Below are 12,264 nucleotides of genomic sequence, written 5' to 3' on the forward strand. Positions count from 1 at the left end.
TCGTGCTGATATGAGTACAATTATAGCTTGTTTTCTTTTAAATTTGTATCTTTAAAAAGAAAAAGCCCGCCTCGCCGGCCGCGATTCTGTTCCATATAAAAAATCAGCTTTTCAGCTGATTTTTAGTAAATCCATTGATTCATTAACTTCTCGTCTTCAACAAGTTCGTCCTCTTTAAAAAACAAGTTGATTTCGCGTGCTGCACTTTCAGGAGAATCTGAACCGTGAATGATATTTTTTCCGACAAACATGCCGAAGTCTCCGCGGATTGTACCTGGGAGCGCTTCCTTAGGGTTCGTCTTCCCGATCAGCTGTCTGGCGACCGCGATTGCGTCCTCGCCTTCCCACACCATGGCGAATACCGGGCCTGAAGTAATAAAGTCGACAAGCTCACCGAAAAACGGTTTCCCGTTATGTTCTTTATAATGCTCGCCTGCCGTCTCTTCTGAGACCTTCATCAGCTTGGCTCCGATTAATTGTAAGCCCTTACGTTCGAATCTTAACAAAATTTCGCCGATCAGCTGACGCTGAACGCCGTCAGGTTTTACCATCACAAAGGTTTTTTCCATAGTCGATTCTCCACCCCGCTAATATGTATAGGCTTTCAACACTACAACAGAAATATAGCATTTTTCAAACAATTAATCAATAAAGGGTGGAGAATATTCATACTTTCGACTCATTTGACGTTTTTTAGAACTTTCGTTTACCGATGTATTTCGCAATTTGGCCCAGTGCCGTCCGTGCCCGGTTTTTCGGGAGCGTTTCAAGCAGTTCGAAAGCCTTGTTCAAATACATTTCGCTGACTTTGAACGATTGTTCAATGGCATCCGTTTTCTTCAGCTCTTCGATCACTGGTTTGATCTGTTCCGGAGTCGTTTCACTGTTGATCAGCATCAGGCGCGCTTTTAATTCAGGCGATTTCCGTGCATATAATACGGGAAGCGTGACATTCCCCTGAAGCAGATCACTGCCCACAGGCTTGCCAAGCTCTTTTTCGCTTGAGGTGAAATCGAGGATGTCATCAATAATTTGATAGGACATGCCGACATAATAGCCAAACCAGTACAACGTTTTATGAATGTTTTCACCCGCACCAGCAGCAATGGCGCCAAGCTGGCAGCTCGACGCGATCAGAAGGGCCGTCTTGCGCCTGATTCTCCTCAAATAGGTTCTGAGATTTTGCTCCATATTATATTTATCTTTAATTTGTTCAATTTCTCCAAGACAGACTTCGACAATCGCCTTGGACAAGATTTCATGGGCCTTCGGTTCGTTTATTTTTGTCATCGCTTCAAGGGAGCGAGCGAACAAATAATCACCTGTATACATTGCAATCCGGTTATCCCACTTTGCTTTGATTGTCGGCTGTCCCCTTCTCAGCTCCGCATCATCGATGACATCGTCGTGTACGAGCGAAGCCATATGTATCAATTCCAGTGAAACGGCAACATTTTTAATTTTGTTGATGTCGTATTCACCGAACATGCCGGAAAGCAGGACAAACACAGGACGTATCCGCTTGCCTCCGGCCTGCAGCAAATGCAGGCTCGCTTCACTGAGCAATGGATAGTCTGAGTGTACGGTCTTTTCAAGCTCTTTTTCTATTAATTCAATATCGTCATTCAAAAAAGAATAAAACGTTGTCAATTTCATATCGATTCACCCGAGTATTTCTGTAGTCATCATCGCTTCCAGCCGACATGTGTAGCTGCTACACCGCCTGTGAACGGATGATATTGAACATTTTCTAATCCAGCCTCTTCAAACAACGCGGCAAGCTCTTTCATACCAGGAAATTCCCTGGCTGATTCCTGAAGCCATGAATACTCCTTAAAGCTTTTGGCAAAGAGCTTTCCAAACATGGGCATAATAAAACGAAAGTACAGGAAGTATAGCTGTTTGAACCCGAACATTTCAGGCTGGGACGTCTCAAGGCATACAACCTGGCCGCCGGGTTTTACTACGCGCGCCATCTCTTTTAATACGGTTAAATAGTCGGGAACATTGCGAAGCCCGAAGCCGATGGTGACATAGTCGAACGTATTGTCCGGGAAGGGCAGTTCCATCGCATTGCCGTGGATCAATTCGATCTGGCTGTAGCTGTCGGTCTTTTGTTCGGCGATGCTCAGCATGTTTTTGCTGAAATCAAGGCCCTTGATTTCCCCTGTCTCTCCAGCCGCATCTGCGAGCGCGATCGTCCAGTCTCCCGTCCCGCAGCAGACGTCAAGCGCTTTGGCTCCTTTTGGAACGTTCATGAGCTCCATCGTTTTGTCGCGCCATTTTTTATGCTGTTTAAAGCTGATGACGGAGTTCATCTGGTCGTAATTTTTATAGATCTTTTCAAACACGCCGTGTACGCGCTGTTCTTTTGACTGCACCATGATTACCCTTCTTCCACTTTCTGATGATAAGTTCGTTTTTCAGGCCGAATTTCCTGCAGGCGTTTCAGAAGCCATTTTTGAACGGCGGGCTTTTTGGCAAGCAACTGGTTGATCGCAAGCTTGGCTTCTTCATAAGCCGCAGCAGCCAGCTGTCCGCATGAAGCCTGGCCTTCCGGAAACTCTTTCTGTATGATCGTCTCCAGCAGCCGGGAATCTGAAGTTTTTTCTTCGGCCGCAAACCTTTTAAACACAAGAAAGTCATTGGCGGCTGTTTTCCAGTGAGGCAGATAAAAGTGGTCGGCGAGATGGTGAAAAAGTGCAGCTTCCACTATGCTGACGCTTTTTTTCAGGCTGTCTGCATCTTTTGCGGAATGGTCGTAAAGCCTGATTTTATGTTCGTTTATCTCTTTGATGGCCGCAGCGAGCGTCCGAATCATATAAATATCCTTCATACCCGATAACAGCGAGTAGTACATGCCACTGAAATAATCACCGGCCAATACGGTCAGCTGGCGGTTTTTATAGTCGTCCTGCTTAATTGAAGCTGCGGTCGTGACTTCATCATGGGTATCAAGGGCTGTTTGAACAAGCATCGCCGTTAAGATGTAACTTTCCTTGTCAGCTTCTTTTAAATCTGTTTCCTCAAACAGAGCGTAGAAAAGAAACAGCTTATCCTCATCAACTTTCGGCGCAGTCAAATGCTTCGCCAAATATGGATGTGAAAGCTTTTGATTCAGCTTGATTTTCAAATAAGATAATTGTCCGTAGATGTCTTGCAAAGATATCACCCTTGTCCCAAAATTCGCAGTTTTTTCTTTTGATTGATTATGTATCTTTTTTGAGCGGAGAAAGTTTAATTATACCATAATATGTTGAAAGATATTGTTTTATGCCATGAGAACGGGCATAAAAAGCCCGGCTTTCTATTTTTTCGATTCGCTTTTCATCTCGCCGTTTGCCGTCTGAATTAAGGCCTCGCCCCGGACCTTGATCGCAGAGGTATGCTCGGTAAACTGGCAGATCATCACTTCTCCTTTATCAAGCTTTTCTGAATGATGAAATCTCGTGTCCGTACCCCTTGTCAGGCCGATCACATTGACGCCGTCTTCAACGGCTTTGATAACGACAAAATCATTCGATTGATTATTGGTCATGTTTATCGCACACCTTCTCATTTTTAATCATGATGTTTTGATAAGCTCCAACACCTCAGAGCGAGCGGCTACATCCTGTCTAAACGTTCCTCTTACAGCTGAAGTGACAGTTTTTGAACCCGGCTTTTTCACGCCACGCATCGTCATGCACATATGCTCGGCTTCAACAACAACCATTACACCGTGCGGAGTCAGGGTTTCAACAATGCTGTCGGCAATTGTTGACGTAATCCGCTCCTGCAGCTGCGGACGCTTTGCCACCGCTTCAACGGCTCTCGCCAATTTGCTGAGCCCTGTCACTTTTCCCCCTTTAGGGATATAGGCTACATGGGCTTTCCCGTAGAAAGGAACTAAATGGTGCTCACACATTGAATAAAAAGGAATATCTTTAACAAGAACAAGCTCTTCGTGATCCTCGCCAAAAATCGTTTTGAAATGCTCTTTCGGATCTTCGTTTAAACCCGCAAATACTTCAGCGTACATTTTTGCGACTCTTTTCGGTGTGTCAAGAAGGCCTTCACGGTTCGGATCTTCTCCGATCGCCTCCAGTATTTGCCGGACAGCTTGTTCAATTTGTTCTTTGTTGATTTCTCTCATTGTTTTATATCCTCCAGAAACGCATACATTTAATTCAGATTCTAGCACACTTCAGCTTATAAAAGCAAAATGAAAGGTTCTTTACCGGCAAAATGTTTTCTGTCTGAAAAAAAGCCCTAAAATTATGAAAAGCCCCTTTGAAAAGGGGCTTTCCTGTGAAGAAACAACATTGGTATGTATTACGCGCGAAAACGGCATATACATACAATTATTTTCCTGCTACAGCGTCTTTAAGCGCTTTACCTGGTTTGAAAGCAGGTACTTTGCTTGCAGGGATTTCGATTTCTTCACCTGTTTGAGGATTGCGTCCTTTACGAGCTGAGCGCTCACGAACCTCAAAGTTACCAAAACCGATCAATTGAATTTTTTCACCGTTTTTAAGTGCATCTAAAATTGTATCAAAAACAGAATCAACTGCTTTAGTAGCGTCTTTTTTAGATAATTCGCTTGCTTCTGCAACCGCATTGATTAGTTCTGTCTTGTTCATGCCTTTCACCTCCTCCCAAAAGGTATCAATCAATAGATTATCATCATTTCTTCACAGTTCAACCTGTTTCTATACCTGTTTGAACAGAAATTTCAAATAAATATAGAAAAGGCATTTCACGGCTTTCAGCGAAAATTTCACTTTGAGAGGAACGTTTGTCCAGTAAAGTGAAGATTTTCTGTATGTAGATTAACACATCTGAATAGCCATATCAAGCATTTTAAAGCGATGATCCCTTATTCGTCAAGGTTTAAGCAGAATGAAACGAACAAATATTCCTGTTTTTCCTTTTTTAATCATAATCTTTCCTCTATTTCCAGCGGCAAGCACTTGCCGCCCCAATCCCTTTCACCGCGCCCGTTCTGCCTGTTTCAGACATAAAAAAAAGACCTCCCGTATGATAAGAGGCCTTCCCTTTTATAAGATGATCGCAATCAATCCGCCTGAGCCTTCATTGATGATGCGCTCCAGCGTTTCCTTCAGCTTATATCTTGCATTTTCAGGCATGAGTGACAGCTTCGCCTGAATCCCTTCTCTGACGATCGAGCTCAGGCTCCTTCCGAATATATCGGAATTCCAGATTGACAGCGGATCGTCCTCAAAGTCCTGCATTAAATAGCGGACAAGCTCTTCGCTCTGCTTCTCTGTTCCGATGATCGGCGCAAACTCGCTTTCCACGTCGACTTTGATCATATGAATCGACGGCGCCACCGCTTTCAGCCGGACTCCGAATCTTGAACCCTGTCTGATGATTTCCGGTTCATCCAGGCTCATATCGGTTAACGCGGGAGCAGCGATTCCATAGCCGGTTTGTTTCACCATTTTCAACGCATCTGATACTTGATCATATTCGGTCTTGGCATGGGCAAAATCCTGCATGAGCTGAAGGAGGTGATCCTTTCCTCTGATTTCAACGCCGACGACTTCCCTTAAAATTTCATCGTACAGGTAATCCGGCGCATACAAATCGATTTCCGCGATCCCCTGGCCCATTTCAATTCCGGCGAGGCTGGCGCGCTCGATAAAATCAAATTCGCTGAAGTGGCCGACGACGCGGTCGACATCTCTCAGTCTTTTAATATCTTTGACGGTTTCTTTAACGGAATCTTGATAGTTTTCCCTGAGCCAATGATTCTCTTTTAATACCATGACCCAGCTTGGAAGGTTGACGTTGACTTCGAGTACAGGGAATTCGTAAAGCGCTTCTCTGAGAACGCTCAGAACGTCCGCTTCCCTCATGCTTTCAACGCTCATCGCCAGCACCGGAATGTCGTACTTTTCCATCAATTCTTGCCTGAGCGCTTCCGTTTCCGGATGATACGGCCTTACGGAATTGATGACCATGATAAACGGTTTTCCAACCTCTTTTAACTCATCGATCACCCGTTCTTCAGCCTCGATATAATCCTGTCTGGCGATTTCTCCAATCGTGCCGTCAGTCGTAATCACAACACCGATAGTGGAGTGCTCTTGGATGACTTTTCTCGTGCCGATTTCGGCAGCTTCGTGAAACGGAATCGGCTCTTCATACCAAGGAGTATTGATCATTCTCGGCCCGTTTTCATCCTCGTATCCCTTTGCCCCGGGTACAGTATAGCCGACACAGTCGACAAGCCTTATATTCACATCGAGTCCGTCACTGACATGAACTGACATCGCCTGATTCGGAACAAACTTCGGTTCAGTTGTCATAATAGTTTTGCCAGCGGCACTTTGGGGGAGCTCATCTTGTGCGCGCGCCCGGTCTGCTTCATTGTTGATATTCGGGAGCACCACTAGCTCCATAAATTTTTTGATAAACGTAGATTTTCCTGTACGTACAGCTCCTACGACACCTAAGTATATATCGCCTCCTGTTCGTTCAGCGATATCCTTGAAAATATCGACCTTTTCCAAGTGATCCCCTCCCGGACTTCCAATCCTTTTCAATTTTTTACTTCTTCATCAATCAAAAACAGGACACTATAGTGTATGACGTTGTCCTATTTCAATATGACAGCTTAGGGAAATTTTTTCGGCATACGTGAAAAAACCTTTCTCCTCATTGTATGCCGAGGAGAAAGGTTCATGACTGATACTTGCATTTTGACCGATATTCTATTCGAGAAAAACAGGTTCCTGTTTGTCATTCACCGAATACTTGACCGAAAACGCCGGAACAAAAGGCGTCTCTTCCCACATCAAATCCTGGACTTCCTCGCCCGGCTTTACCGTTTTTTTCGACTGCTTCATCAGTTTGGCCAAATCCATCCGGTAATCCACTTGAATGTCGCCTTTTTCATCGACGAGAAGCGGCAGCGAGGTGCCTGATAGCGGACTCGTGACAGAAGGCGCCTCTTTCAGTCCGAGCTTTTCATGGTCAAGCATGAATAAGTTCTTGGATACGACTTTTTTATACGGCGGATACTTGTGCTGATCTTTATACATTTCGACCCGAAGCTTTAACTCCCTGATCATTTCCGACATTTTTACATCAATGAGCTTGACCGTCGGCTTTTTTTCTACATCGACAAGAACGTACAAGTACTCTCCGCCGTTTTCATAGGAAGTGCCCGGCGGCTCAGCCATATACCGGGGGGACAGCCTGTTAAAATCGATAGGGTATTTTTGATAGATTGGCACGCTCATATCCCTTGTCTTAATCGGCAGAAGCCCTCCCGTCGCCTCCCTGAATTCATCAACGGCCGACTGCACTTCTTTGAGCTGGTGCTGATAAGGTGCGCTGTTTTTCGCCTTTCTTTCTTCAGGGTACAAACAACCGCTTAACATGATTGCGGTTAATAAAGTAGCGAGCAGAACGTTTACGATTTTCATATGAATCTTCCTTTTTTATGCATTATTCGTTGACGGGACCGCTGAAGACGACAAAAAAGACGATCACGCCGGAGATAAGCATACATGTGTAGGCGACAAACGACGTGATAATTTTTAAAAAACGGTTTTTAAATTTATATCTGCTTATGTATATCGCAATCACCGCTAAGAACATCAGGCCCATTGATCCTAAGGCAAACCACATTTTTAACAGACCGACATTCACATTGAAGCCCTCCTTCTACCTTTTCTTGTGATGTAAGCGTTATATTTCATTTTATATAAGAAAAACCAGAAGTTCAACAGCTTTTCCAATATTTCGAAACGGAAAAAGCCGCAAAAAAAGCCTGAAGCAAAGAGGGGGGCTTTGCTTCAGGCATAACGATTGTGACTATATAACCCAATTGGTAAGATACAGCTCTTCCAGACTTCGATTCTATTTTATGCAAGTCTTCGGACAAATGTATCCTCTCTTGCCTAAGTCTCCAAAATGTTTCGGTTTTTTTAAACGAACTTAGAGGAGAGTATTAAAACAGTTGGTGATGGGGTGGTCATTTCATTTGATTTTCGAATGTGTTTACAAGATCTTCCATCTCGTGTGTTTTGACTCTTGCCATCAATGATTCGACTGCTGTCTCAACTTTTTCGCCGTCAAACAATACTTTGTGCAATGCTTCTGTGATCGGCATTTTCACATCAAATTTCTTTGAAAGCTGATAAGCGGCTTTTGTCGTGCGGACCCCCTCAACGACCATCCCCATTTCTTCCAGAACTTCATCCAGTTTGAAGCCTTTACCCAGCATATTACCGGCCCGCCAATTTCGTGAATGGACGCTTGTGCAGGTGACGATCAAATCACCGATTCCCGTAAGCCCCGAGAATGTCAGCGGGTTTCCGCCCATTTTTGTGCCGAGTCGGGCGATTTCTGCCAAGCCCCTTGTAATCAGCGCGGCTTTCGCGTTATCTCCGTATCCCAAACCGTCTGTAATGCCCGCAGCAAGCGCGATGACGTTTTTCAGGGCGCCGCCGATCTCTACGCCGATCATATCCGGATTTGTATACACGCGGAAATTCTGATTCATAAACATATCCTGGATCGCCTGTGCCGATTCAATGCTGCTGTCGGCAGAAACGGTTACCGTCGTCGGGTGCCTTAAACCAACTTCTTCCGCATGGCTCGGTCCAGACAAAACGACGATGTCCTCCCTTAATTCAGCCGGAATTTCTTCTTTCATCATTTCAGAAATGCGAAGCAGTGTGTCAGGCTCAATTCCTTTTGAAACATGTACAAAAATCGCCTTTTGGTTGATGGAGGAAACAGCCTGTGCCAAAACTTCGCGGATCGCTTTTGTCGGAACGGCGACAATGATCGTCTTGACATCTGTCACTGCAGCTTCAAGATCTGTTGTGGCACGCACGTTTTCAGAAAGTTTGACACCCGGCAGATAATCTTTGTTTTCATGATGTTCATTGATTTGCTGAATCAGTTCTTCACGATGGCCCCATATGCACACATCGTACTGGTTGTCCGCCAAAACGAGCGCCAAGGCTGTTCCCCAGCTTCCGGCTCCCAAAATCGATACTTTTGTCATTTTTACTACACCTCTTTATTTTCTTGCTCTTGCGAAAATCTTGATTGGTGTTCCTTCAAATCCGAAGGCGTCGCGTATCCGGTTTTCCAAAAAGCGTTCGTAAGAAAAATGCATCAGCTCAGGGTCATTGACAAATACGACAAATGTCGGCGGCTTCACAGCCACTTGTGTCGCATAATAAATTTTTAAGCGGTTTCCATTGTGCGTCGGCGTCGGGTTCATAGCCACTGCATCCATAATGATATCATTAAGAATATTGGTCTGCACCCTCATCGAATGGTTTTCGCTTGCCGTCATGACTGCAGGCATCAGCGTATGGATGCGCTTTTTCGTCAAAGCGGACATAAACAAAACAGGCGCGTAGTCCAAAAATTGAAAGTGATCTCTAACTTTTTCTTCAAATTCTTTCATCGTCCGCTCGTCTTTTTCGACTGCATCCCATTTGTTTACGACGATAACAACGGCTTTCCCTGCTTCATGCGCATAGCCGGCAATCCGCTTGTCCTGCTCAATGATGCCTTCTTCGCCGTCCAAGACGACGCAGACGACTTCTGAACGGTCGATCGCCTTTAAAGCTCGGAGGACGCTGTATTTTTCAGTTGCCTCATACACTTTTCCCTTTTTTCTCATCCCTGCTGTATCAACGATGACAAAGTCTCTTTGGTTATATGTAAACCTTGTGTCAATGGCGTCGCGCGTCGTTCCCGCAATATTGCTGACGATAACGCGCTCTTCTCCAAGCATGGCGTTTACAAGAGAGGATTTTCCGACGTTCGGCCGGCCGATGAGGCAAAATTGAACGACCTCGTCCTCATACTTCGTCTCAGGTATGTTTTTAAAATGTTCGCTGACCGCGTCAAGCAGATCGCCGAGACCGAGGCCGTGCGTCCCTGAAATCGGGTACGGCTCGCCAAAGCCGAGGGCATAAAAATCGTAAATGTCTGCTCTCATTTCCGGATTATCCACTTTATTAACCGCCAGAACGACGGGTTTTTTTGTACGGTATAAAATTTTTGCCACTTCTTCATCAGCAGCTGTGACGCCTTCGCGGCCGTTCGTCATGAAAATAATCACATCTGCTTCTTCCATGGCGATCTCGGCCTGATGGCGAATCTGCGCCAAAAACGGCTCATCGCCGACTTCGATTCCGCCTGTATCAATCAGGTTGAAGTCGTGATTCAGCCACTCAGCAGAACTGTATATTCGATCCCGCGTCACGCCTGGTGTATCTTCCACAATCGAAATTCTTTCGCCCGCGATCCTGTTAAAGATCGTGGACTTTCCCACATTGGGTCTTCCAACTATGGCTACGACAGGTTTTCCCATAGTACCCTTCCTTTCAATTCAGTAAAGCTTTTCCATCTTTAAATGAATGATCATTTGCTTCTCTTTTCAAAAAATCAGTTTGAAGAAAGAAACCCTTCTTATTCCATGCAGAAGGGCTTAACTCATATATTATATCAATTTCTAAAGAGATCACAACTGTAATTAAAAATGTTTCACAATCAAATAAAGGTCATCTCCTATTCCGTGGGCGATTCCGTCGAGAATGGCTTCAAGGTTTTTCGCGTACGTGTTCATTTCCTCGGGGGTGTCGCAGAAAAATGCAGCCGTTCCGCCGATCACCCGGTCTCGCCTTGTTGTGACGACGGCGAGAATGAATTTTTCGATTGATTCGCTCATTTTATCACCTTGCTGTGCTTTTCTTTAATGAATTCCATCGGTACGCGAATGGCGTTTTCCAGCGTCGGAACATCGCCGATCACCCTGATCGCCGTCTCCTTATCCTTGATGACCGGAAGGACAAAAACCGCGACCCGCCCGTCATTCAAATCTCTTTTCGCCAACGGCGAAAGAGAGGGTTCTCCAGAATCTCGATACACGCCGAGCACATTGGAAACGTCAAATAAAATTGCTTGCCTTTGCCCGAGATTGGCAATTGTCACTGCGGAATTAAAATTTTTCGGTTTCAAAATAAAACCCATGCCGTGTTCCAAAATCAGCTTCTGCTTTTCGGGAAGTCCGATATTCATAATGTAAATATTGTCGACATAAAGTCCGGCCCCTTCAAAATGAGGCTTTTTATACTCTATATCGACGATATCCTTAATAAAGCTTCCGGACATTAAAATCCTGCCCGAAATTAAACAGATGAAAGCAGCAGCAAGACCTGCCCATACCGATGAAAACAGAATGTATGCGAGGGTCGTCAGGAGCGATGTGAAAATGACAATGTAATTTCTGCTTTCAAAGGCGATCGCAATTCCTTCGATATACGTGCTGCCTCTTGAAACGAGTTCATAGCCGTCAAGCTGCGTCAGTGTTTCCCGTTCCATATTCCGGACATCCCTGAATTGGGTTGCAGCCAGCGTTAAAAACGTAATCGCTGTATAATCCGATTTCAAGATCGACGGAATAATGATCGCTCCAATGCTAGCAGCGATCAAAGCCAGCGCAATATGTATCGTTTTCCCATGAAGATAAGTGGGGTACTGGCGGTAGTCTGTTCGGAGCATGTACACTCTGACAACAATACCGGCGATAATTCCCAAGATGATCGGATAAGTATATTGGCTCATGACATTTTTGCTGCTCCTTTATTCAATCGCTTCCATTTATGATAGACCTGATGCATCAGCCGTTCATACTGGGATATTCCGTAGACGAGAACGATCCCCGCAGCGCACATTGACAGCCAGGAATAACCGCCCGCTGCAATGTCTCCATAAAGCTTTCTGATGACGAATGTGTACAAGAGCTCCCCTTGGCACATCCCGAGTACAAACAGCCCGAGACGGGCGGCGAAGCTTCTTTCAAAAGCTGCTGTCATGATGACAAACAGGATGATGATCAGCCATTCAGGCTTTAGGATAAACCAAACAGGGTCATATAATGCAAACAGAAACAAAAAACCGTAGGCAGACACCATCGAGAGATGAAGCAGCAGCCGCTTGAAGCTTTTATGAAGCTTCAAATAACCGCACAGCATGAAGGCTCCCATATAAAACGACAAATAGGCGGCATTAAAATACAGAAAGAGCTGTACCTGATACATACTTAAAATGATGTTGAGCAGAATAAATGCTGACGCATAAAAACGAAAGCTGTTTTTCTCAAGGATAAAAGTCGTCAACACCCATAAAAACCACAATGACCAATAATAATAGAATTCTTCCATATGTTTTCGTCCTCCATTTTCAGTATGGAGTGACTTGAGATTTTTTAAACGTGTGATA

General features: G+C 44.8%; 15 protein-coding genes. All 15 read right to left on the reverse strand.

Annotated elements, in window-relative coordinates; all coding sequences use genetic code 11:
* Nucleotides 1-122: 122 nt before the first annotated feature.
* The 15 genes from ndk to MKX80_RS12085 all read right to left on the reverse strand — a co-directional run bounded on the left by ndk (nucleotide 123) and on the right by MKX80_RS12085 (nucleotide 12,206).
* Nucleotides 123-569 carry a nucleoside-diphosphate kinase gene (ndk, locus tag MKX80_RS12015; protein ID WP_003182994.1) on the reverse strand — a complete coding sequence of 149 codons (447 nt, stop codon included), beginning with the start codon at nucleotides 567-569 and terminating at the stop codon, nucleotides 123-125.
* A gap of 124 nt (nucleotides 570-693) precedes the next feature.
* Complete coding sequence (gene hepT, locus MKX80_RS12020; RefSeq protein WP_154998169.1) at nucleotides 694-1,656, reverse strand: heptaprenyl diphosphate synthase component II; 963 nt, start codon at nucleotides 1,654-1,656, stop codon at nucleotides 694-696.
* Nucleotides 1,657-1,685: 29 nt separating this feature from the next.
* Nucleotides 1,686-2,384, reverse strand: a complete 699-nt coding sequence (locus MKX80_RS12025; protein WP_154998167.1) for a demethylmenaquinone methyltransferase — start codon at nucleotides 2,382-2,384, stop codon at nucleotides 1,686-1,688.
* Between the two features lie 2 nt (nucleotides 2,385-2,386).
* Nucleotides 2,387-3,163 carry a heptaprenyl diphosphate synthase component 1 gene (locus MKX80_RS12030; protein ID WP_154998165.1) on the reverse strand — a complete coding sequence of 259 codons (777 nt, stop codon included), beginning with the start codon at nucleotides 3,161-3,163 and terminating at the stop codon, nucleotides 2,387-2,389.
* 144 nt (nucleotides 3,164-3,307) lie between these two features.
* The gene (mtrB, locus tag MKX80_RS12035) at nucleotides 3,308-3,538 is read right to left on the reverse strand and encodes a trp RNA-binding attenuation protein MtrB (protein WP_011198073.1); all 231 of its coding nucleotides are present in this window, start codon (nucleotides 3,536-3,538) and stop codon (nucleotides 3,308-3,310) included.
* Nucleotides 3,539-3,565: 27 nt separating this feature from the next.
* A complete protein-coding gene (gene folE, locus MKX80_RS12040) occupies nucleotides 3,566-4,135 on the reverse strand; it encodes a GTP cyclohydrolase I FolE (protein ID WP_020451963.1) in 570 nt (189 codons plus the stop codon).
* Between the two features lie 208 nt (nucleotides 4,136-4,343).
* Nucleotides 4,344-4,622 carry a non-specific DNA-binding protein Hbs gene (gene hbs / locus MKX80_RS12045; RefSeq protein WP_003183006.1) on the reverse strand — a complete coding sequence of 93 codons (279 nt, stop codon included), beginning with the start codon at nucleotides 4,620-4,622 and terminating at the stop codon, nucleotides 4,344-4,346.
* 417 nt (nucleotides 4,623-5,039) lie between these two features.
* Complete coding sequence (gene spoIVA / locus MKX80_RS12050; protein WP_020451964.1) at nucleotides 5,040-6,518, reverse strand: stage IV sporulation protein A; 1,479 nt, start codon at nucleotides 6,516-6,518, stop codon at nucleotides 5,040-5,042.
* A 201-nt stretch (nucleotides 6,519-6,719) separates the two neighbouring features.
* Nucleotides 6,720-7,436, reverse strand: a complete 717-nt coding sequence (locus MKX80_RS12055) for a hypothetical protein (RefSeq protein WP_268324311.1) — start codon at nucleotides 7,434-7,436, stop codon at nucleotides 6,720-6,722.
* A gap of 22 nt (nucleotides 7,437-7,458) precedes the next feature.
* The gene (locus MKX80_RS12060; RefSeq protein ID WP_003183013.1) at nucleotides 7,459-7,662 is read right to left on the reverse strand and encodes a DUF2768 domain-containing protein; all 204 of its coding nucleotides are present in this window, start codon (nucleotides 7,660-7,662) and stop codon (nucleotides 7,459-7,461) included.
* A gap of 325 nt (nucleotides 7,663-7,987) precedes the next feature.
* Nucleotides 7,988-9,028 carry an NAD(P)H-dependent glycerol-3-phosphate dehydrogenase gene (locus MKX80_RS12065; RefSeq protein WP_182070462.1) on the reverse strand — a complete coding sequence of 347 codons (1,041 nt, stop codon included), beginning with the start codon at nucleotides 9,026-9,028 and terminating at the stop codon, nucleotides 7,988-7,990.
* 15 nt (nucleotides 9,029-9,043) lie between these two features.
* The gene (der, locus tag MKX80_RS12070; protein WP_154998159.1) at nucleotides 9,044-10,354 is read right to left on the reverse strand and encodes a ribosome biogenesis GTPase Der; all 1,311 of its coding nucleotides are present in this window, start codon (nucleotides 10,352-10,354) and stop codon (nucleotides 9,044-9,046) included.
* Nucleotides 10,355-10,516: 162 nt separating this feature from the next.
* Nucleotides 10,517-10,711, reverse strand: a complete 195-nt coding sequence (locus tag MKX80_RS12075; RefSeq protein WP_003183019.1) for a hypothetical protein — start codon at nucleotides 10,709-10,711, stop codon at nucleotides 10,517-10,519.
* Nucleotides 10,708-11,607: a YIEGIA family protein gene (locus MKX80_RS12080; protein WP_154998157.1), complete on the reverse strand. Its 900-nt coding sequence runs from the start codon at nucleotides 11,605-11,607 to the stop codon at nucleotides 10,708-10,710. The genes MKX80_RS12075 and MKX80_RS12080 overlap by 4 nt, the downstream gene beginning before the upstream one ends.
* Nucleotides 11,604-12,206: a hypothetical protein gene (locus MKX80_RS12085; protein WP_268324314.1), complete on the reverse strand. Its 603-nt coding sequence runs from the start codon at nucleotides 12,204-12,206 to the stop codon at nucleotides 11,604-11,606. Before MKX80_RS12085 ends, MKX80_RS12080 begins: the two co-directional genes overlap by 4 nt.
* Nucleotides 12,207-12,264: the final 58 nt, after the last annotated feature.

The sequence above is a fragment of the Bacillus sp. FSL K6-0972 genome (assembly GCF_037976035.1).
Taxonomy (GTDB): domain Bacteria; phylum Bacillota; class Bacilli; order Bacillales; family Bacillaceae; genus Bacillus; species Bacillus haynesii.